The sequence below is a fragment of the Streptomyces sp. NPDC059832 genome (genome assembly GCF_042731715.1).
Classification (GTDB): Bacteria; Actinomycetota; Actinomycetes; order Streptomycetales; family Streptomycetaceae; genus Streptomyces.
This window is the reverse complement of sequence record NZ_JBHWIY010000069.1, coordinates 1-20,423: the sequence shown is the minus strand read 5'-3', so window position 1 is coordinate 20,423 and position 20,423 is coordinate 1. Positions and strand designations below refer to the sequence as shown.

The window sequence follows — 20,423 nt, the reverse complement described above, 5'->3', positions numbered from 1 at the left end:
CTGTCCCCGATGGAGTTCGAACAGCAGCACCACAAGACAGCTAAACTCTCACTCGCCGCATGAACCCCGTGTCCACACTCCGGGGGTCACCTCAGTACTGCATCACGCCCGTTACCAGCCGCCCGACCGACGAGCCAGCGGCGGCCTGTACCAAGTATCCGTCGTATCCCAAGGCCAGGTGATGCTCCGCCTCACGGCGCAGCATCACCGCGGTGAGCGGGTTCGTCAGCATCTGCGCGGCGACCTCGTCCGACAGCTCATCAGGCACGGGGACGACAATCTCGGCGTCCGCCAGGATCCACTGTGACCATCCCCCAGGCAGGGGAAAGACGGTTGCACGGCCGCCGACCTCGACGCCCGGAGCCACGCGTGTATCCGGGCCGATGGCCTCCACCACGCCGGTGGCCTCCACACCCACTGGAACCGGCTCAGGTGCCGTCCCGCGGTAGGCCTCGACGGCTAGGAGATCACCACGGTGGACGGGGAAGGCCGTGGTGCGGATGAGGACCTGACCGTGCGCAGGCGCTTCCGGCTCGGGCTCCTCGATGACGGTCAGGACGTCGGCGGGCAACCCGCCGCGGGTGTGGACGACACGACGGTTCATGATCGTCCTCCTGTGCGCTGGTGTGCATGGGGCTTGGCCGGGGCGTCAGCCGATGTCCATGAGCAGCAGGTGCTTCGCGCTGAGTGCTCCGTCCAGCTGCATCAGCCGGCCTCCCTCCCGTAGACCGCCGAGGTCCAGGGCGGCGAATCCGAATTCGTCGAGCAAGCCGGCCACGGCCGCCTTCGCGTCGGCGTCGTCGCCCGCGTAGAAGACCACCCGGCGGCCTTCCTCGTGCTGGGGGTCCGCGGCGATGAACGCGGCGAACAGGCTGTTGAACGCCTTCACGATCCGCGCTCCGGGTAGGCGCTCGGCGACCCATTCGCTGCCCGTGAGGTCACCGACGTCGTACCGGCCCCGCCAGGGGTTGGCCGCCGCGAACTGATTCGTCGTGTCGACGACCGTCTTCCCGGACCAGTCGGTAAGGCTGGTCAGGTCGGGCACTGCGGAGAACGGCACCGCGAGGAAGACGAGGTCCGGCTGCGCCGCCTCTTCAGCTGTCACGGCGTGCACCTTCGGCCCCAACTGCTCCACGATTGCCTCGAGTGTCTCCGGGCCCCGGCTGTTGCCGATGAGTACCTCATGTCCGTGCCGGACGGCCTTGTCGGCGACGGCCCGGCCGATCTCTCCCGCGCCGAGAATGCCGATAGTGCTCTGTGCGGCCATGCTGCCCATCCTTGATCGTGTGTCGGGGGTCGGTGCCCCGGCAGCGGCTGTGTGATCGACTCCGGTCGCTTCCTGCCGGGACGATCCCGGCCTCGGCGGCAGGTGCGGCGGCGCCTACGCGCGACGGGGGTTGAAGTCCAGGAGGACCTTGCCCTTCTCCCGGAAATACGCGAGCGCCTCGGGAAAATCCGCCGCCTGGTAGACGGGCGCTGAGGGCAGGACGAGTCTTCCCTCGGAGACCAGCCGCGCGGACTTCGCGTTCAGAGCCGGAAGCCGGGGAAGGAACTCGTCCTGGTACATCCAGAATTCCGTCGTGGTGATGTTCTTCGTCCTCAGCACGTCAGGATCGGGCGTGAACGGCCGGCCGCTCAGATACCCGTAGACCGCCAGCAGGGCGCCATCGGTCAGTATGTCCAGCAACAGTGCGGTCGCCGCTCCACTGACACCGTCGAGGCCGAGTAGCACCGGTTCGGAGCCGATGGCTTCCCGCACGCGCGCGCCGGCGTCCGCCGAGTCGACAACCACGATGTCGGCGCCGAGATCACGGAGTTCGCTCACGAGTTCCGCGCGGCGCACGACGTTGATCGTGCGCAGCCCTCGTTCCTTGGCGAACACGACGACAGACCGGCCCACCCCGCTGTTGGCCGCGTTCTGCACCACCCAAGATCCGGCCGGAAGGTCACGCAGGCCGACCAGGAGCCCCGCGCTGACGGGATTGATGGTGAGCATCGCTGCCTGTTCAAGACTGATGGACTTGTCCACGACGGTCAGGTCTGCCGCCTCGGCCACCACCCGCTCGGACCAGGAAAAAACGCCGAAGGGAAGCAGGACCCTCTCGCCGGGGCTGACCTCCATGACACCGGGCCCTACGGACACGACGGTCCCCACACCCTCGTTTCCGATGGCTGTCGGCAGCTCAGGGCGTACGGGGTAGACACCTTGCGCCAAGAGAAGGTCGTGGTGGTCGAGCGGGGCGTACTCGACCTGGACCAGCGCCTGTCCGGCGGTGGGAGCCGGGGGCTCGGGCACGTCCACCACCTTCAGGCTCTTCTCCGGCTCCCCGAACTGGGTGAGGTGAATGGCGAGCATGGGACACGACTCCTTGCTTCGTCGCTGCGTCGCAATTCGAGACATCGCTTTGGATGCCGACGGCCCGGTCCCCGAGGGTTTCCACGGCTGTATCCAGCTCGGTTCTGCCCCGGCCCGTGAGGTGCACGGTGGAGCCCTCGGCGGCGAACCGACGGGCTATAGCCAAACCGATCCCGGTCGAGCAGCCACCAAACTGACCTTGCCATCAAGCTGTCCCAGGAGGTCCACTTCTTCCTCGATGTAGCTCACCCGGAGACCTGCAGAGAGCACAGCACGCCGACACACGGCAACGCATGCCCGTCCACCTTGTGACGCCCTCGCCGACGAAGGAATACTCCGCCACGTCACCTTACGGACCGCATGGTTTGGATGGATTTGTACCTACTAGTAAAGAACCCGAACAGGGCTACTGCAACCGGAGAGTCACTCGCCCTGCCCGGTCTCGCAGCTCGCTGAACAGATCCTTTGGCCCTGTACTCCCTCTGCCGCATCACGCCCCGCCGATTCCACGGGCGCCGCAGCCGGCGCGTGCACTTTCTGAGTACCTGATCGAGCGCAGTCCGCGGTCTTTGGCGAAGCGATGACGGATCGACCGCCCCCGCTGTTCCCCGCGTCACATACCACCCACGGGCAGGCACCGGGGGCAGAGCATTCCGGACGAGCTTCCAGAAGAAGGGCAGCGTGCCAGCGCGGCCGGATAAGTTACCAATCGCTCCGTCCACCCCACGATCGGCCGATTCGAGGCCGCAACTGCGCTGGGGGCCGTCGCCGGGCCTTTATCCTCCTGCCAGACCCTGGCAGGAGAGGTCGCGCTGGCTGCGGCCTGCCACGGCGCGGCAGGTGGAGAGCCAGCGCGCGTACGGCGACTCGGAAGAAGTCGCGCTGGTAGTACGCGAACGTCGGTAACACCAGGAAGGGTTTTCCTGCCTTCGGTCCAACCGCGCGCCGCTACCGCGACAGGCCACCAGTGGCCAGCGACAGATCGAACGGTGTGCAGGCCCGGTTGGGATCTCGACATCTCCCAGGGCCGATGGGACTCTCCGCCTTCCTCCGATCACGAGGGAAAAGCATTCGGTCAGTGACCGCCCGTGGACAAGGCGTGGTCCTAGGAATACCGCAGCTCTTGAATAACGGCGCTTTACCAGTGGCACGCGGACAGGGTCGACGCCCTGGTGCTGGGGTTCACCGGCCCCCGGCTCAGACCGCACCATCTGGCCCTGGCGGTGGGGGACGAGGGTGGGCCGGTCCGGGTGTCCGCCCGCCTGGAGCCTGTCCTCGCGGCACGTGCCGGTGAGGCTTTGGGCGATGCGGCGGTGGTGGGGGAACGGCGGGTGGAGGGCGAGTCGTATACGCGGGTGGAGACGGATCTGGTCGTGGAGGTGCTGGCCGGGTCCGGCCGGCACGGCACTCTCACCGTGATCCGGATGCGGTGAGGGTGCCGTGCCTGACTGCTGGTCAGGGGGCGGCTTCGTACTTCACGACGGTGTCCGTGCAGCCTTTGGCCAGCTTCTCCAGGGCTGTGCGCTCCTTGTCGTCCGCGGTGAGCTTCCACCGCAGTTTGGTGCCCACCCAGTCTGCACCGTACGTGCACTGCGCGGACGCGGCCGGCGGGAGCCATTCAGCCGGATCCCGGTCGGCCTTGGACCGGTTGGTCTTCGCGGTGACGGCGACCAGCGACCTGTCGGCGGTGAGGTCGTTGGCGTACTGCTCGCGCCGGTCCGCGTCCCACTGCGAGGCGCCGGAGTCCCAGGCTTCGGCGAGCGGCACCATGTGGTCGATGTCCAGGCCACCAGGCACGGTTACGGTGACTCCGTCGTAGTACGAGTACCACTCGCCTGAGACGATCCGGCAGCCGGGTTCAACGGTGACGGGGATGCGGGACTCTGCTTCGAGTACCTCAGCACGAGTGTTACACCCGTCCTTGTCTATCCGTACCCCTCGGGGCGGAGGCGCCGTCACTCGGGGCGCCAGGAGTGCTGGTTGCGGCGGGGGCCGACGGCTTCGTTTCGGACTCGGTTGCTGCCGGGCTGCAAGCGGCGAGGGAGGCCACGAGGAAGAGGGCGGCGGTGGGGGCGAGGCGACGTGCTATCACGGGGATGCTCCGGAGTCAGGGGTTGATACAGCCTCATGATTTCAGAGCGTAATGTCGCCTGACGCATCGTCATGCAGGTGGTAGTGGCAGTGGCAGTGGCTGTGTCTGGACGAGGAGTGCGGCTTTGCCGGGCTTTGGTGACCGGTTTGCCGGGCGCAGGTACGGCCGTTCACCCGTTCGAGCTATGCGGTTGGTGCCAAGTTCCGTGGAAACCGTCCGGGCGCGGCCCAGGCCTGTTCTGCGACATTGAACCTTGACCGTCTGCCACTGCGGATTGATCGATGGCCCGCGATGCAGGATGCGCCCGCGTCGGCGGAGGAACTGGAGCGGTTCGAGACCGACGTGCCGTCAGGGTTCGTCCGCGCATGGGGAACTGCACCCCGACCAGGAACGGGCGCTGAACGCCGCTGTCGCCCGGCATCAGGAGCACGGCCACCGGCCAGCGCGACGTTCGGCCGCCGAGGCGCCGGGCTGTCGCCTGGACGGCAGGGCCACGCCGTTAGGAATTGTTCGGCCCTTCCGTGATCGTGAAGGGGGCGGAGAAGTTACCGGAGTCGCCGAAGAGGACGATCCTGTAGTCGTTCCCGGGAGGAACGTCCGGCACGACCACTTCCTGTCTCCCCTTCAGGATGTCGAAGCCCTCGTCAAGCATGGGGCCGGTCCTGTCGCCTTTCCTCAAGTAGATCGCGCCCTTGGGGTTGGTGATGTGCTGTGGCGGGTCGGCAGTGTCCCAGGTGACCTCAACCGTTTGGCCGGCCGTCCAGACAGACTCCGCGGTGGGAGAGGTCACGGGCGGTACGAACACGTCCAGCAGAGAGGTTCGAGAGGCGGTGTGAGCCGCGGCCGGATTCGTCGCCTGCACCTGCGTCGAAGCGAGCAGGCTCGGCGCAGCCACGAGGGACCATGCCGCCATGCCCACGGCTGCCCTCTTCCAGATCTTCATGATCGCAAGTCTGTCGGCACCATCCAGGACGGTGCGGACAGAGCGGTGATCTTTCCCTCGAAAGAGGGTGCCGGACCGCACCGGGGACGGGACCGATCCCGCCGGACGCCGATTCCGATCGAAGGCCGGACGGCGGGGCTGGCTGGGGGTGTTACAGCGACTGGGGTGTGACCGCTGTCTACGGGGAGGATTCCGGTCTGGTCGCGGTGGCGATCGATTGGATGGATGGACCGCTGGTGCGGCTGCGGGACGTTGAGCTGATCGCCCGGGTGCCGTCCGAGGTGCGTTCGGATATTCACGACCTCGCACGCCGGGAGGGGGCTTCCGTGCGGGTGAACTGGAGCGGTGATCCGGAGATCGCGGCATGGGGAGTTTCCATGGGCGCTGGACAGGAGATGGGGTTGTCGCCCGAAGGGTACGCGCAGCGGCGGGACACGGTGATCACCTATGCGCTGCTGGTCGGCCCCGAGCCGGCCGAGGACCCGTACGGATCCGAGCTGGTGATCCGGTGGCGCGATGTCCGCGAGGAGGAGCCAAACCTGGGGGCGTGGCCCGTGAAGGCCGAGCAGGACCGGCCACACTGGGACTGGACACCGCTGAAGGGCATCGGTCCGCTTCGGTTCGGCATGAATCCACAGCGGGTGGCGGCCGCACTGGACGAGGTACCGGCCGCCCGTCACGGCCGGTACCCCTTTGGACAGTCGCGGGAAGGCTTCGGAGCGTGGATGCTGCATGACGACCGGTTCGATGCCGTCGGCGTGACCGCGCACTACTCCTGCGGTTTTGGCACGCCCCCTACCCTGGGCGCCGTCACCGTGCACGGACGCATAGGCCCGCAGATCGACTTCGACGGCATCCGGCTGATCGGCATGACGGTCTCAGCCGTCGACGCAGCCCTGATCAAGCACCTCGAAGAACGCGAGATAGGCCTGATCATCGGCTGCGGCGGAGATCTCGGGCCGGACGGTCTCAACGTGTACGTACGGGCCACCAGAGCCGGGGACGCCGTGGTCAGCGAGGCGCGGTTCTGCAAAGCGGAGTGGGAAGACCACGGCTGACCCGCAAGACGACTCGATCGCTTCGATGCGAGGCACGCCGTGCGGCTGATGCTGTCAGATCCGACTGGCCATCACGTTCCAACCGCATGCAGAATGTCCACCTTGGTCCCCAAGACTTGCTTCGTGGACCCTCTTGTACCCGGAGATGGCCGCGTGCCGGGACGACCAACGCTTTCCGGGAAAATCTGACAGATCGCCCGGACAAACCCCCGACAAGAAACCTGGACAACCCCCCGAGGGCCGTGTCCCGTGGGAGGCGCTGCGCGACGATACCGAGATCCGCGCCGAACCCGTCGGCGGTGGTGGGTTTCGGCGAGGTGGTCGAGGCGGATGGCTTCGAGTGTGGCCTTGGTGATGCGTTCGGTGCCGTCGCAGATGGCGGTGATGGCGGCTTGGCGGATGAGATGTGGTGTGATGGTGGGTTTCAGCGAGGTGGTCCAGGCGGACCTGGTCCAGTGACGCCTTGGCGATGCGTTCGGTGCCGTCGAGGATCGCGGTGATCGCGGCTTGCCGGATGAGTCGGGTCAGGCTCCCGATTCTTCCCACGGTCCGCTGGTGGAGACAGGCGGCGTGACGGGAATGCGTCCCGGCCCGGTGTGCCCGGAGATCGAGTGCGGCCTCTACTCCCGCGATCAGTTCTCTGAAGGGTTCGCGTGTGCCGAGCTGTGCCGGGAACGCCCCGCATTCCACGAGGGAAGCCCGCCCCGCGAGTTGCGCCCCGCGTACCCCACTGAACAAGGGCGGCTTCGGGATGCTGCAGGACCACGGTCCGATGCCGAGTCACAAGCGTGAATTGAGGGCTGTTCTGGCTGTTCGTCGGCTGGCGACGGCATCTCAGTGCCAGGTGTTGTCGTTTCCGGAGGTCTTGGTCGGGAGCCGGTAGCCGAACTCCTCCCGGAGCTTTGGGGCGGCAGCGCCCGAACGCATCGACAGCGCGATGAGCACGGCGAAGCCGAGCGCCCAGATGCCGGCGACGATCAGTACCGGCGCGACATCCGCGGTCCGGTGGACCACAGTGCCGAGCGCTGCGGCGCCGAGCAGCGCCCAGACGGTTGTTGCCGCGTGCAGCTCGGACGCCTGGGTCGTCGTCGCGGTGATCGCGTGCGCGCGGTCGATGTCGGACACGTCCGCGCCCCCGCGGCGCACCCGTACAAGAGTGCGTCGCAGTCGCCGGATCCGGAGCACCCTGATGCCGAGCAGTACGAGCAGGCACAGGACGCCGAGCCCGACGCCGACCAGCTGCACCTGTCTCCAGATGGCAGCCGTGGGTGAGAGTGAGGGGCTCATCATGGCGAGGCTCGCGATGGCGAGGGTCACGAGCACGGGGGTGGTCGCATGGTCGAGTTCGGTGGCCTCGGCGCGCTCTCGGGCCTTGACCTGCCGCCGCAGTTCCGTGTCGGCGTCGCCGAGGAGGAGCTGAGCGGAGCCCTGTTCGCCCAGGGCCCGTGCGGGAAGGCGCTCAGGCGCGGTACGGCTCCACCGTCGGTCGGCGGCGATCAGAGCGAGTACGGCCGGGACGCAGAGCACGCCTGAGAGGAGCAGGGTGATCGCCACCGTCGGCCAGGCGGACGCGGCGAGCAGGATGCCGGCCGTTGCCAGGAGCAGGAAGCCGATGACGATGCTCGTCACGACCGCCGGGAAGAACGGCGTGCGTGTGACGCGGCCACGCACCTCGACCGCATTCCTCAGCGCCGACGAGTCCTCAGCCGGTGCGTACATGCCCGCGAGCGCCAGCTGATGGAAGGTCAGGGCATAGCCGAGCACGATCAGGAAGACGGCGATGCCCAGCGCCGCAGCGATGAGCGGGCCGCCGAACACCGGCACGAAACCTGGCGGGTCGTCGGGGAGACCGAGTCTGCCGATGAGCGCGAGGACGGGAAGCAGACCAAACAGCGCCCCGCAGCCCACGGCCGCTGCGCCCGACACGCGCACCAGGCCGCCAGTGATCAGGACGCTGCGGGTCGGCGGCAGCTCGGGGCCGCGGTTGCGCCGTTCATCGCCCAGGGGAGCGCACTTCGCATTCACCGTCCTAGGCTCTCACGGGTGTGCGAAGCCGTCGTTCTGCGCCCCGGCAGCACCGTCGCGGGCCTCTGATTCGGTATCTGCCTCATGCTCGACTGCATCCCCCTGGATGCCTTCTGCTACTGAACTTGATTGAGTGATGTCGGGCGGTTCGCCTGGCATCGGCTGAGTCGGGTCGGTAGCTGTGGGGTGTGAGAAGCCGTATCTCAACCGAACGTGATCCCTTGATTTCTGCTGGGCAGGCATGGTTTCGCTCGGGTTGAGGGAGGCATGCGGCGTCTTGTGTCCGCTTCGTGGTCGAGGGGTGCGCGGTGGCGTCGGTGTTGGGAATGTTGGAGGAACGGGAGACGGCTGCCCGCGTGCGGGTGGAGGGCTTGCGGGAGGAAGTCGCGCGATTGGCGGAGATGTTGGAGGCCGCGGAGATCGAGCTGGACCGGCGGGTGATCGCGCGGGAGGAACTGGTGGAGGTCCTGGCAGTCTCTGTGGCTGAGTCCACTGCCGTGACCACGACCGAGGCGGAGGTGGAAGCGGCGCCGTCGCCCGCGCCGGTGCCGGGCTCGACGGTTCCGCCCTGGCGTGAAGGGCTGCCGGTGACAGTTCTGGCGCCGGACTATCAGCGGATTCTGAGCATCCTGGAACAGCAGCGATCTACGGGTCACGGGCCGCTTCGTGCCAAGGAGATCGCGGTGGAGCTGGGCCTTGGGGCGACGCCGGCGAAGGTCGAGGGGCTGCGGTCGAAAGCCCGGCGCCTGGCGGAGCGCGGGTGGCTCCTCCTGGAGGAGTCGGGGGCATTCAGTGCCGGCCGGCGATCCGTGGCCGTGCCAGACGCCGGCTCATCCGCGTGACCACCGACCACCGGATCATCGCCTCGCTGGTGGCGGGCAGGGTCTCGTAGTCCCGGGCCAGACGGCGGGAGTTCATCAGCCATGCGAACGTGCGCTCTGCCATCCACCGTCTCGGCAGCACCACGAACCCTGTCATGTCGTCGGTGCGCTTGACGATCTCCAAGGTCAGAGCGAGTTTGTCCCGGCACCGGCCGACGAGACCGCCGGTGTAGCCGCCGTCGGCCCAGACGAGGGTGATGTCACGGTGCAGGCGGCGCAGCCGGGTCAGCAGGCCCGCCGCGGCGTTCCGGTCTCCGATATTCGCGGCGGTGACGCAGACGACCAGGAGCAGACCGAGGGTGTCGGTCACGATGTGCCGTTTGCGGCCAGGCACCTTCTTCCCGCCGTCGTAGCCGCGTGAGCAGGCCGGCACCGTCGCGGCGGCCCGCACCGACTGCGCGTCGGTGATCCCCGCCGTGGGCTCGGCCTCGCGGCCCTCGCGTTCGCGGACCTTCCTGCGCAGCCGGTCGTGGGACTCGGCGATCAGCCCGTGCTCGCGCCAGCGGCGGAAGAAGGCGTAGACCCGGCCCCGACCGGGGAAGTCCGCGGGCAGCGCCCGCCACGAGATCCCGCCCGCGACCAGGTACCGGATCGCGTCCAGCAGCTGACGGTGGCAGTAGCCCTCGGGGCGTCCGCCACGTCCCTGAAACCAGGCCAGTACCGGCAGCAACGGCCGGATGACCGCCCACTCCGCGTCCGTCATGTCCGACGGATACCGGCGCACCCGATCGGGATGACCGGCCGCATTGCCGTACATGTGCGCGAGGCAATCACACGATGGAGCAGCCGGGTTGCAGGCAACAGGCTCGGGCGCGTACAACAACGACAACAGGGCCTCCGGGAACCGCTCGGAATGGGGTCGCACCCCCGAGCTACCAGGAGGCCCTGCCTTCATGCGCGTACCGCGGGAAGAACACCCGACCAGGAACTCCGTTCGATCCACACGCTCCAAGATCGGTTGAGATACGGCTTCTAAGCTTGTTCCTTATCTTCCGGCCTCGAACGGCGTCTCGCACTGGGTCGCTCACCTGGGGATTCGCCGGACGCGGGGGCGGCCTTCGTCTGATCATGTGCTCCGACCAAGGTGCACGTGACCAAGACGAAGGCCGTGAGGTGAGTCTGCTGTCTGATGCTGTCCGGAGGGAAGCGTTCGCGGAGGCGTCACGCTTCCGGGGAGAGTTCTACGAGTGTCTGACCGCCCGGCGCGATGAGTTGTTCGAGCTGGTGGACGCGGTGCTGTGTGCGGATGGTGCGGTGAAGTCCCCGGTGGACCTGACGTTGTTGCCTGAGCATCGTCGTGGGCACGGAGCGATGTACGGCGGTCTGAACCACGGCCGGCTCGACATCGATCGGCTGCGGGCAGTGCTGGCCGGGTTGCCGCTGCCGCGTTTCGACGGCGGGCGCCTGGTCCTGGCGGTCGATGTCTCGCCGTGGCTTCGTTCGGACGCGCCGTGCTCGGCGGAGCGGCTGTTCTGCCACGTCTACGGCCGTGCGAAGACGGCGTCGCAGTTCATTCCGGGCTGGCCCTACTCCTTCGTCGCCGTGCTGGAGCCGGGCGCCACGTCCTGGACCGCGATCCTGGACGCGGTCCGGCTCGGCCCGGCGGACGACGCGACCGCGATCACCGCCACCCAGCCGCGGGGTGTCGTGGAGCGGCTGATTGCCGCAGGGCAGTGGCAGGCCGGGGACCCGCATATCGTGATCGTCAGCGACGCCGGCTATGACGTCACCCGCCTGGCCTGGGTCCTGCGCGACCTGCCCGTCGAGCTGGTCGGCCGGGTCCGCTCCGACCGCGTCATGCGCCTGCCGAAGCCACCCCGCCAGCCGGGGACGAACGGCCGGCCGCCCAAGCACGGCCCGGAATTCCGCTTCGCCAAGCCAGAGACCTGGCCCGAGCCCGCGATCACCGACACCAGCAATTACGGCAAGGCCGAAATCCAGGCATGGGACCGGGTCCACCCCCGGCTCACCCACCGCTCCTCCTGGCTCGACCACGACGGTGAACTGCCCCTGGTCGAGGGCACGTTGATCCGACTGAAGGTCGATCACCTGTCGAAGTAACGCGACGCCCCGCCGGTGTGGTTATGGTCCTCCAAGACCGGCGCCACCCCGGACGATGTGGACCGTTTCTGGCAGGCATCTCTCCGTCGCTTCGATCTGGAGCACACCTTCCGGTTCGTGAAGCAGACCCTCGGCTGGACCACCCCGAAACTCCGTACTCCCGAGGCGGCGGACCGCTGGACCTGGATTCTGATCGTCGCCCACACCCAGCTCCGCCTCGCCCGGCCGCTCGCCGTGGACCTCCGTCGGCCCTGGGAGAAACCCGCCCCCTCCGATCGGCTCACCCCCGCCCGGGTCCGCCGAGGGTTCAGGAACATCCGCGCTCACCTCGCCTGCCCCACCCGTGTCCCCAAACCCACAGGCACAGGGCCCGGACGGCCACTCGGTTCCAAGAACAAACGCCGGGCACTCCGCTACGACGTCGGCAAGACCGTCAAACGCCCCGAGACCCTCAAGGCCATCGGTAGACCTGGCAGATCCTGGTAGACAGAGAACAAGCTCAGCGAGTGGCCGTATAGCTCAGATCGTGCGCTGTCAGGGACGAGGGGGTCAACCGGAGCCACATCGTGCCACGCTGCTCAGGATCATCAAGCAGGTAGCGGACGAAGCGTGAATCCCAGCGGGCCTCATCCGTGCCCAGATACCGGACCAACTTGCGGCGCCCACGCGGGACGTCGAAAGGAACAAGTTCGGCACGGCCGCGGGCGATGACCTGGCGGACAAGCCCCGTAGCGATGTCACATACGTCAACCACAAGAGCGATCTGCGGATCCGCGCTCACACGGTGAAACAGCTTGGTCCACGGCCCGGTCAGAACCCAGAAGGCGCTCTCCTCCCAAAGAAACCACACAGGCCGCACGCTCGGTCCATCGGTAGCGATGCGCGCGGTGAGCGGCTGACTGAGGAAGGCGTCAATGTCAAAGGGAGGAGGCATCACGTCGCCATGCTCGTCCTTCCAAACACCGCTGAACACCTCGACCTTCGGCCTAGGCCGAGCCATCGATGGACCTCGTCTGGTAGATAAAGAACAAGCTAAGACCTGTTGCAGTGTGCTATGGGCAATGTGGCTGACCGTAGTTGGCCTGTGGAGGGAGATACGCCGGCAACTGACTCGCCGGAAGCAACTTTTGCGCCGAAACCCGCGTCTGCCAGTGGGAACGGGACCGAACCCCACCGACCCATACATGAACGGAGCTTTCGGTGCTCATAGGACTGCTCACCGCTGTGGCAGCATCGATCTGTTACGGCACGGGCTCCGTCCTTCAGGCCGTCGGATCACAGAAGTCAGCCCGCCGGGAGGCCGCCGCGGGCAGCGTGACCCAGCACGGTGGCCCGAGCCTGTCATCCACTGCGAAGGCGGCGATGACCTGGGAGTTCATCGTCGGGACCATCCTGGACTTTGTCGGCTTCGGGCTCGGCGCACTGGCGGCGCGCCTCCTGCCGCTGTTCCTGTCGCAGACCGTGATCAGCGCCAACTTGGTGATCACGGCGGTGCTGAGCATCAAGCTCCTCGGCATCCGGCTCAACCGCGCCGAGTGGACCTCGGTTGCCGTGGTCTGCTCCGCGCTGGTGCTTCTGGCGACGGCGGCGGGCCCGGAAGGCAGCGGCGACACCCCGATCTCCACGCACTGGTGGCTGCTGGGGATCTCGCTGCTCCTGATCGTGGGCGGCACCGTGGTCGTACGCCTACTGGGGGCGCGCGCCGCGATCCTGGCCGGCCTGCTGTCCGGACTGGGCTTCGGCGCCCTCGGTGTCGGGGTCCGTGTGCTGAACGGCATCGACCCTTTCGACCCGGGAGCGCTGCTCTGCGACCCGGCGCTCTACGCGATCCTGGTGGCAGGCGTCGGCGGCATGTACCTGCACACGGTCGCCCTGCAGATCGGCTCGGTCAACGGCGCCACCGCCGCGCTGGTCGTCGGCGAGACCGTCCTGCCGGGCATCATCGGCGTGCTGTGGCTCGGCGATGCCTCCCGTCCCGGCTTCGCCTGGGCGGCGATCACCGGGTTCGTGCTCGCCGTATCGGGCGCGGTGGCAGTGGCCTGGTTCGGATCTCCGAAAGGGCACGACAGCGACCCCGAGGCGGCGCCCGTGACACCCGCCAATGGCTTCGTTCACGAACAACAGGTTCTGGCACACATTCCGTGAGAGCGGTGGACGAGTCTCTTCTGATCGGCAGACTGGAGCGATGCGGATAGAGAGCGTCATCAGGATTCAGGCAGTCCGGCTCGCCGTGTCGGTTGGTGCCGTCGTGGTTGCTCCGGTTCTGCTTGTGGCTGGGGCTCCGTTGCGTCACTGCATGTTGCGTAGCTACTACCGCGAGGACGGTCCGGGCCTTGTGAGCAAAGAGGACGGTTGGGTGAGCCCGGGGTACTTCGTAGTCACCAACATGGTTGTTCGAGCCCTCTGCTGGCCGTCTGAGTACGTACTCCAACGTTGTTTTCCTGCCTGAGCAGGCCATCACCGGGCAGCGGTGAGAAGTACCCGTTTACGAAGGAGCGGAAGCTTGGCGCGGCCGAACATCTGGCGTTTGACCATTTTGATGTGGTTGACACGGCCTTCGACGGGACCGGAGTTCCAGTGACTTGTCAGGCCCTGGACGACAGCGTCCCAGTCCTTCTCCAGGCCGCTCACTGGGATGGTCAGCCGCAGCGGAGCCTGTGCTTCGACGCTGTCGAGGCACAGGTAGTGGGCGAGGAGGTCGGGTAGGGGCCGTGCCAGCCCTGGCTGACCTGGCCTCGGGGGCAGGTGACCTGTCGGCGGTCGAAGTCGATGTGGACGTCGTCCCGGCCAAAGCCTTCGTTCTTGCGGTGCTGACGGGCGGGTTTGCCCGGCAGTGGCCCGCTGACGGTGATCTGGTGTTCGCGGGTGGCTCGTTCCAGGTGGACCAGAGAGGTGTAGCCGCCGTCGACCAGGTGCTCGGCCGGCAGCAGCCCGCGACGCGCCAGGCGGGTGCGGATGCCAGGCAGGGCCTGGCCGTCGTTCGTGGCGGCCGAGGTGGTGGCCACGTCCGTGATCACGTTGGCGCTGCCGGAGGCACACGTCTCGGTGACATGCGCGGCGAATCCCTTCCAGCTGATGATGTGCCCGTGGCGGACGTAACGCGCCGTGGTGTCGTAAGGCGAGACGATTGCCGAGGAGGAGGGCGGCAGGCCGCCGTCGTCGGAGGTGCGCCAGCGTAGGCGGCCTGCCGCGTCGCGGTAGTAGTTCTGCACGACGATCTGCCGCAGCGCCTCGGCCGGTGGGCCGGGCTGGTAGCCCGGCCGTGCCGGTGGAGGCGTTCCAGCAGTCGGCAGGCGCCGTCACCAGCGGCGAGGATCCTGGTTTTGGGCCGGGTGGGGTTCTTGCCCAGACGGACCGGACGGCCGTAGCGGCGCCCCCAGTCCTCGTCGACCAGGCCGGTCAGCAGGTGCGAAGCGGTGCGGGCCACTTCTTCAATTCGGGCAGGGTGAGGGCCGAATGGGCCGGTCGTCCCTCCGTGGAGGGCATGGCGCTGAGCTTGCGCAGCATGGCATTGCGCTGCTCCAGGGCCCGGGCGGTGGTCGGGAAGAGCGCGGCGTCGCCCTCGCCGACCTGCTCCTGGTTCAGGGTTACGAACCCGCGGGTGCTGCGTTCGTAGGCAGCGAAGCCCGCGGTGTGGTCCCGGTCGGCCAGGGAACCGGCGAGCATGTACGCGCCGACGAGCGCGAGGCTGGAGCCCTGTCCGGTGAGGAACGAGGGTGCATACGCGGCGTCGCCCACCAGCGCGACCCTGCCGCTGGACCAGCGGGGCATGCGAATCTGGCTGACCTCGTCGAAGAACAGGTCATCCGCGTCGCGCATGGCGGCGAGCATGCCCGGGACCTCCCATTCCGCGTCGGCGAAGACCGTGGCGACCAGGTCCCGTTGGGCTTCCGGGTTCCGGAATGCGTCGAGCGGCGGTTTCGGGTGAGCGAAGTTCAGGAAGGCGTGCACCTCGTCGTTGTCCTCCACGGCGTAGAGTGCCGCGGCTCTGCCCGGGGTGTTCCACATCATGAGCTCGCGGGAGAGTCCGAAGGTGTTGCGCATGGTGAACCCGGCGAAGCAGTAGCCGAGGTATCGGTGGAACTGTGCTTCGGGGCCGAACAGGAACTCGCGGGTACGTGAGTGCAGACCGTCCGCACCGAACACCATGTCGAACGTACGCCTGCTGCCCCCGCGGAAGGTGACGTCGACCCCGTGGCCGGACTGGTCGAGGGTGTCGATGGATTCGTTGAACAAGAACTCCACGTCGTCACGGACCGCCGTGTGGAGAGCGTCGGTCAGGTCCCCGCGCCGCACCTCGATGTCCCGTCCCGCGACACCGCCTGTGACGGAGTGCGGGTCGAGCGAGGCCACCTCGCTGCCGTCCCCGCCGAGGAAGGTCAGCCGCCGCAGGTCGATGTGCGCGTCCTTCAGTCGAGGCAGGATTCCCATCCTTCGGACGGCCTCGAGTGCGGTGCCGCGTATGTCGACGGGGTAACCACCGCCACGGAGTCCGTCCGCCTTCTCGACCACCGTGACCGCGAATCCGTAGCGGTTCAGCCAGAAGGCGAGGGCGGGTCCCGCGATGCTGGCCCCGGATATCAGGACCTTGCGCCTCGGCGTGGTGCGGATATCTGTCAACGGATCAATGCGGGTCATTCCTTGGCTCCTTTGCTCATGGTGCGGGTGACGAGGAGGGACAGTGCCGTGACGGCGCCGGCTATGACGAAGCCGGTGACGAAGGCCGATTCGGCCGGGACGTCGGACCCGGTAGGGGTACCGGCGGTGAGGATCGCGCCACTGACCTGCACACCCACGGCGTAGCCGAGCACACGTGTCACCAGGACCAGGCTGGTGGCGATGCCGGTGTCACCTTGATGGACGGATGTGGCGGTGCCGGTCACCAACGCCGTGACGCACAGGCCGTTGGCAAGCGCGATCATCATCTTGCCGATGACGAGATGCCAGACCTCGGTGTGCACGACTGCCAGGACGATCAGAGCGGCGGTCATGATGACGATCCCGGCGGTGACCACGGCCCGCGAGCCGAAACGCCGCGCCCCGACCCCACCGATCGGCCCGGCCAGCGACGCGGCCACGGCGCCGGGCAGCAGGAAGAAGCCGATCTCGGTGGCGCCGGCCCCGAATCCGTACTCGGCGGCGGGTACCGCGAACAGTTGCGGGACGAGATAGACCGCCACCGAGGTACCGACGCAGATCACGAACGTCAGCACGCACGACTTCCACACCGCAGGCTGTGCAAGCATGCGCAGATCGACCACCGGCGAGGTCGCACGACGCTCAACGGCTGTCCATCCGAACACGAAGGCGGCCAGAATCACGATGAGGGCGCCGAGCACGAGTGGCTGCGAGCCGATGTCGGGTGCAAGCGCGAGCACGAGCATGAGCGTGACCAGCGTCCCGCTCAGGAGAACCAGGCCGGGCCAGTCGACCCCGGCGCCGTCCGACCGGCTCGGCGGATCATGCGGCATCATCCTGTTCACCAGGATGGTGGCCCCGATGACCGCGATCGTCGGCAGCGCGAACATCCAGTGTCGGGAAAGTCCTTCGGCCACGAGCCCGGCCGACAGCGTTCCGGCCATCCCGCCCCCCACGAACAGCCCGCTGACCACCCCGATGGCCACCTTCGATGCTCCTGCCGGGAGATGTTCGCGCACCAGGATGAACGACAGGGGCAGCGCGCCCACCATCGCACCCTGCAGTACCTGACCGAGCAGCAGCACCCGCAGATTCGGCGCGAGGGCCGACACCAGACCACCGGCGCAGACCACCGCCATCAGCCGGATCAGGACCCGTTTTCCGCCGTAGCGGTCGCCTAACTTTCCGGCGACCGGCGTGACGAGCGCGCCGGTGATGAGCAGCATGATGCTGAGCAACGCCCCTTCGGCGGGACTCATGCCCAGCTCGCGTTGCAGGAGCGGGAGCGTCGGTGTCACCACCGACTCCAAGGCGCCGGTGGCGACTGCCAGCATGCCGAGGGCTCCGACAGACGCCTTACCGATGCGGGCGGGGGAAACGAGAGTTGCGGTCATGGATGTCCTTTCCGTCATTGCCGGGCAAGGAAGAAGTCGGCCGTGCCCGTAGCGCTGCCGCCTTGCCGGGCCCGGCGTGGGCATGGCGGCGATTCACGCGGGACGTGGTGCGCGGTGTGCTTGGTGCGTTGTGGACAGGTCCGAGGTCGTCCGGCCGGGTGAGCCCGGGGGAGCGGTACCCGAGGCGGCGCATGCGTGGCTCCCCCGGGCAGAGCGGGTGCAGGAGTGCGGCACCCGCTAAGCCAGTATTACACTACACCGTGCAGTGTAGAACGGTTAGTATGTGTCCATGCCGACCACGAAGAAGCCGACCACGAAGGCACTGCGCGAAGGGTCCACACGGAAGCGGGCCGCCATCCTCTCGGCGGCCCGGGAACTGTTCCTCACTGACGGCTTCGACCGGTCCAGCGTCGACGCGGTCGCCACCCGGGCCGAGGTGTCCAAGCGGACGGTCTACGACTACTTCGGCGACAAGCAGACGCTGCTGCAGGCCGTCGTCGACGCCATCGGCCAGTCAATGATCACCACGATCCGGCGTACCATCGACGACACCCTCAGCGATCTCACTGAGGCCGCCGACCTCGAGGACGCCCTGGTCACGTTCTCGATGCGCATCTCGACCGACATGCTCGACTCGGCGGAGTACGCAACGCTGCAACGACTGGTCCGGGCGGAATCCGGCCATCTGCCGCACCAGGGTTACAACTCCATGGCCGACACCCCCGACGAGGCACTTGCCGAGCGGTTCGCCGCCTTCGCAGCCGCCGGGCTGCTCGACATCCCCGACCCCCGACTCGCGGCCGACCAGTTCATCGCGCTGACCTTCGGCGTCGCGCTGGACAGGCTCGGTTCCGCGAATGCCGCGGAGGACACCCGCGTCCGGCCACTCGTCGTCGAGGGAGTGCGGACCTTTCTCCGGGCATACCGAACCATGTAGAGCTGGGGCAGCACGAAAGAACAGTGCGCCGTCAGCCCGTGTTTCCTCCCACCTCTCCTCCGTTTCCGCAGCAGCCATTGGACGCCCGAAGAAGGCGAGAAAGGCCCAGGTGACGCGGAACGTGAGGGTGAAGGCGCGCGGGTGGAGCCGGTGGGGCCGATGTCCGGAGTGCGGCTGCTTCTCGGGCCGAGTCCGCCGATCGTCGGATCGCCGTCGATCCAGCACTGTCGCTGCCACCAGCCGATCGCCTTGCGGGCGATGGAAAGCTCCCGATTGACGGTGTCGGCGTCCATTTCGTCGGCGCGGGCGGGCATCGAGGCAAGATGGCCATGACGAGGGGCGGGAAGGTTCGCGTGGCCAACTCCCTCTGTGTCAGTGCGTTGGGCCTTGACCCCTGATCTTGGGCACACGAGACACTGGATCCTGAGGATCTGAGAACGGACATCTCGTGGTCATGAAGAACTATCCGCCGGAGTTCAAGGTGGACGCGGTCGCGCTGTACCAGTCGCGGCCCGAGGCGACGATCCGGCAGGTTGCCGCGGATCTGGGAATCAATCCCGAGACCCTGCGCAACTGGGTCCGGGCAGCTGGCGCGAGCCGGCTGCGAGGACGCAAGGCAGAGGCACCCGCCGAGCCGCCCACGGCGCTGGAGGCGGAGAACGCGGCTCTGCGAAAGAAGGTGCGTGAGCTGGAGGAAGAACGCGAGATTCTGCGCAAGGCGGCCAAGTATTTCGCCGGGGAGACGCGCTGGTGAACCGCTTCCAGTTCGTCGCCGACCACCAGCGCCGCTACGGCGTGAAGCGGCTGTGCATCATCCTGGGCATTGCCCGCGCCAGCTTTTACTACTGGCGCCGGACCGCCGCCGACCGCGACCACCCGGCAGGCAGCCGATGCCCGGCTCGCCACCCGGATACGGGCCGTGCACCACGAATCGGGCGGCACCTACGGCGTCCCGAGGATCACCGCCGAGCTCCGCGAGACGGGCGAGCGCGTCAACCACAAGCGGATCGCCCGGGTGATGCGGAGCATCGGCCTGGCCGGGGGTGCGGCTGCGTCGCAGGCACCGCACGACGATCGGGGACCCGGCCGCGGCGAAGGCTCCGGATCTGATCGGCCGCAACTTCACAGCAAGTGAGCCGAACACGAAGTACGTCGGCGACATCACCTATCTCCCGGTGGAGGGCGGGAAGTTTCTCTACCTGGCCACCGTGATCGACCTCGCCTCGCGCCGTTTGGCCGGCTGGGCGATCACGGACCACATGCGCACCGATCTCGTCACCGACGCCCTGGCCGCCGCCGAACGCAGCGCGGCACTCTTGCCGGAGCGGTTATGCACACCGACTACGGAACCCAATACACCAGCCGGGCCTTCGCCGAAGCCTGCTGCCAGGCCGGCGTCCGCCAGTCGATGAGCGCGATCGGATCCAGCGCGGACACCGCACTCGCCGAGTCCTTCAACGCGACGTTCAAACGCGAGACGCTCCAGGGCCGCAAGCACTGGCCCAGCGAGCGCGAGGCCCGCCTCGAAGCGTTCGGCTGGCTGCACCGTTACAACACCCGACGCCGTCACTCCCACCTCGGACACCGCAGCCCACTCGCCTACGAAGCAGCGTCCCGAACAAGACCAACTGCCCTGACTCCAGCCGCATAACTGGTATCCAAGACTCGGGGTCAAGGCCCCTGGACAACTTGCGGCGCCCACGCGGGACGTCGAAGGGAACAAGTTCGGCACGGCCGCGGGCGATGACCTGGCGGACAAGCCCCGTAGCGGGTCGAGGGCCGGACTCTCCTCGACAGCGTGGACTTGTCTGTGCCCGCCGGCGAGTCGGTCGCGGTGACCGGCCCCAGCGGGTCCGGTAAGTCGACGCTGCTCATGTGCATCCTCGGCCTGATCAAACCGCAGGCGGGCACCATCACCGCCGGGAACCGGGAGATCACCGGACTTACTGATCGTTTCATAATGAGATCGGTGTGTTGGCTTGGCAGTTGGGTGTTGTGTCGGCAGGATCTTCCGGGTGTCTGCTGATCTCGTGCCCGA

The 20,423-nt window shown here is 67.6% G+C and carries 18 protein-coding genes and 5 pseudogenes; 9 read left to right on the top strand and 14 right to left on the bottom strand.

Annotation, left to right across the window (positions count from 1 at the left end):
* Window positions 1-91: 91 nt before the first annotated feature.
* From ACFV8T_RS44220 to ACFV8T_RS44205, 4 genes and pseudogenes are all read right to left on the bottom strand, one after another.
* The gene (locus ACFV8T_RS44220) at window positions 92-604 is read right to left on the bottom strand and encodes an alcohol dehydrogenase catalytic domain-containing protein (protein ID WP_385339221.1); all 513 of its coding nucleotides are present in this window, start codon (window positions 602-604) and stop codon (window positions 92-94) included.
* Between the two features lie 45 nt (window positions 605-649).
* On the bottom strand, window positions 650-1,276 hold the full coding sequence (locus tag ACFV8T_RS44215; RefSeq protein WP_385339218.1) for an NADPH-dependent F420 reductase: 627 nt from the start codon (window positions 1,274-1,276) through the stop codon (window positions 650-652).
* Between the two features lie 105 nt (window positions 1,277-1,381).
* Window positions 1,382-2,356, bottom strand: coding sequence for a zinc-dependent alcohol dehydrogenase family protein (locus ACFV8T_RS44210; RefSeq protein WP_385339215.1), 975 nt, complete (start codon window positions 2,354-2,356; stop codon window positions 1,382-1,384).
* Between the two features lie 58 nt (window positions 2,357-2,414).
* Window positions 2,415-2,483 (bottom strand): annotated as a pseudogene (locus ACFV8T_RS44205) (hypothetical protein); the annotation flags it as partial.
* 1,045 nt (window positions 2,484-3,528) lie between these two features.
* Here ACFV8T_RS44205 and ACFV8T_RS44200 point away from each other — a divergent pair.
* Window positions 3,529-3,789 (top strand): hypothetical protein, encoded by a 261-nt coding sequence (locus ACFV8T_RS44200; RefSeq protein WP_385339212.1) that lies wholly within the window; start codon window positions 3,529-3,531, stop codon window positions 3,787-3,789.
* A 22-nt stretch (window positions 3,790-3,811) separates the two neighbouring features.
* Here ACFV8T_RS44200 and ACFV8T_RS44195 read toward each other — a convergent pair whose 3' ends face one another.
* Window positions 3,812-4,153: an HNH endonuclease family protein gene (locus ACFV8T_RS44195; RefSeq protein ID WP_385339210.1), complete on the bottom strand. Its 342-nt coding sequence runs from the start codon at window positions 4,151-4,153 to the stop codon at window positions 3,812-3,814.
* Between the two features lie 794 nt (window positions 4,154-4,947).
* The gene (locus tag ACFV8T_RS44190; RefSeq protein WP_385339207.1) at window positions 4,948-5,391 is read right to left on the bottom strand and encodes a Ser-Thr-rich GPI-anchored membrane family protein; all 444 of its coding nucleotides are present in this window, start codon (window positions 5,389-5,391) and stop codon (window positions 4,948-4,950) included.
* A 167-nt stretch (window positions 5,392-5,558) separates the two neighbouring features.
* Here ACFV8T_RS44190 and ACFV8T_RS44185 point away from each other — a divergent pair, with 167 nt between their 5' ends.
* Together ACFV8T_RS44185 and ACFV8T_RS44180 are read left to right on the top strand one after the other, a co-directional pair.
* Window positions 5,559-6,449, top strand: coding sequence for a hypothetical protein (locus ACFV8T_RS44185; protein ID WP_385339204.1), 891 nt, complete (start codon window positions 5,559-5,561; stop codon window positions 6,447-6,449).
* 330 nt (window positions 6,450-6,779) lie between these two features.
* Window positions 6,780-6,908 carry a hypothetical protein gene (locus ACFV8T_RS44180; protein WP_385339201.1) on the top strand — a complete coding sequence of 43 codons (129 nt, stop codon included), beginning with the start codon at window positions 6,780-6,782 and terminating at the stop codon, window positions 6,906-6,908.
* On the opposite strand, the pseudogene ACFV8T_RS44175 reads toward ACFV8T_RS44180, so the two are convergent.
* Together ACFV8T_RS44175 and ACFV8T_RS44170 are read right to left on the bottom strand one after the other, a co-directional pair.
* Window positions 6,846-7,190: pseudogene (locus tag ACFV8T_RS44175) on the bottom strand (ATP/GTP-binding protein); the annotation flags it as partial. The gene ACFV8T_RS44180 and the pseudogene ACFV8T_RS44175 sit on opposite strands and share 63 nt — an antisense overlap.
* Before the next feature lie 93 nt (window positions 7,191-7,283).
* Window positions 7,284-8,474, bottom strand: a complete 1,191-nt coding sequence (locus tag ACFV8T_RS44170; protein ID WP_385339199.1) for a hypothetical protein — start codon at window positions 8,472-8,474, stop codon at window positions 7,284-7,286.
* Between the two features lie 326 nt (window positions 8,475-8,800).
* Between ACFV8T_RS44170 and ACFV8T_RS44165 the strand changes: the two genes are divergently transcribed.
* On the top strand, window positions 8,801-9,316 hold the full coding sequence (locus tag ACFV8T_RS44165) for a hypothetical protein (protein WP_385339227.1): 516 nt from the start codon (window positions 8,801-8,803) through the stop codon (window positions 9,314-9,316).
* Here ACFV8T_RS44165 and ACFV8T_RS44160 read toward each other — a convergent pair.
* Window positions 9,264-10,112, bottom strand: a complete 849-nt coding sequence (locus ACFV8T_RS44160) for an IS5 family transposase (RefSeq protein WP_385339196.1) — start codon at window positions 10,110-10,112, stop codon at window positions 9,264-9,266. The genes ACFV8T_RS44165 and ACFV8T_RS44160 overlap by 53 nt on opposite strands.
* A 311-nt stretch (window positions 10,113-10,423) precedes the next feature.
* On the opposite strand from ACFV8T_RS44160, the pseudogene ACFV8T_RS44155 reads away from it, so the two are divergent.
* Window positions 10,424-11,902 (top strand): annotated as a pseudogene (locus ACFV8T_RS44155) (NF041680 family putative transposase).
* A gap of 13 nt (window positions 11,903-11,915) precedes the next feature.
* Here ACFV8T_RS44155 and ACFV8T_RS44150 read toward each other — a convergent pair.
* On the bottom strand, window positions 11,916-12,350 hold the full coding sequence (locus ACFV8T_RS44150) for a pyridoxamine 5'-phosphate oxidase family protein (RefSeq protein ID WP_385339224.1): 435 nt from the start codon (window positions 12,348-12,350) through the stop codon (window positions 11,916-11,918).
* Between the two features lie 266 nt (window positions 12,351-12,616).
* Between ACFV8T_RS44150 and ACFV8T_RS44145 the strand changes: the two genes are divergently transcribed.
* The gene (locus ACFV8T_RS44145; RefSeq protein ID WP_385339194.1) at window positions 12,617-13,561 is read left to right on the top strand and encodes a hypothetical protein; all 945 of its coding nucleotides are present in this window, start codon (window positions 12,617-12,619) and stop codon (window positions 13,559-13,561) included.
* Window positions 13,562-14,055: 494 nt separating this feature from the next.
* On the opposite strand, the gene ACFV8T_RS44140 is transcribed toward ACFV8T_RS44145, so the two are convergent.
* The 3 genes from ACFV8T_RS44140 to ACFV8T_RS44130 form a co-directional block, all read right to left on the bottom strand.
* Window positions 14,056-14,628 (bottom strand): hypothetical protein, encoded by a 573-nt coding sequence (locus tag ACFV8T_RS44140; protein WP_385339191.1) that lies wholly within the window; start codon window positions 14,626-14,628, stop codon window positions 14,056-14,058.
* 187 nt (window positions 14,629-14,815) lie between these two features.
* Window positions 14,816-16,054, bottom strand: coding sequence for an FAD-dependent monooxygenase (locus tag ACFV8T_RS44135; RefSeq protein ID WP_385339188.1), 1,239 nt, complete (start codon window positions 16,052-16,054; stop codon window positions 14,816-14,818).
* Window positions 16,051-17,448, bottom strand: coding sequence for an MFS transporter (locus ACFV8T_RS44130; protein WP_385339185.1), 1,398 nt, complete (start codon window positions 17,446-17,448; stop codon window positions 16,051-16,053). Before ACFV8T_RS44130 ends, ACFV8T_RS44135 begins: the two co-directional genes overlap by 4 nt.
* A 289-nt stretch (window positions 17,449-17,737) precedes the next feature.
* Here ACFV8T_RS44130 and ACFV8T_RS44125 point away from each other — a divergent pair, with 289 nt between their 5' ends.
* Both ACFV8T_RS44125 and ACFV8T_RS44120 read left to right on the top strand, forming a co-directional pair.
* Window positions 17,738-18,385, top strand: a complete 648-nt coding sequence (locus ACFV8T_RS44125) for a TetR/AcrR family transcriptional regulator (protein WP_351264466.1) — start codon at window positions 17,738-17,740, stop codon at window positions 18,383-18,385.
* A gap of 448 nt (window positions 18,386-18,833) precedes the next feature.
* Window positions 18,834-20,036, top strand: a pseudogene (locus ACFV8T_RS44120) (IS3 family transposase).
* A gap of 7 nt (window positions 20,037-20,043) precedes the next feature.
* Here ACFV8T_RS44120 and ACFV8T_RS44115 read toward each other — a convergent pair.
* A pseudogene (locus tag ACFV8T_RS44115) lies at window positions 20,044-20,154 on the bottom strand (pyridoxamine 5'-phosphate oxidase family protein); the annotation flags it as partial.
* 29 nt (window positions 20,155-20,183) lie between these two features.
* Here ACFV8T_RS44115 and ACFV8T_RS44110 point away from each other — a divergent pair.
* Entirely contained in the window at window positions 20,184-20,411 is a 228-nt protein-coding gene (locus ACFV8T_RS44110) for an ATP-binding cassette domain-containing protein (RefSeq protein WP_385339182.1), read from the top strand.
* Window positions 20,412-20,423 lie beyond the last annotated feature (12 nt).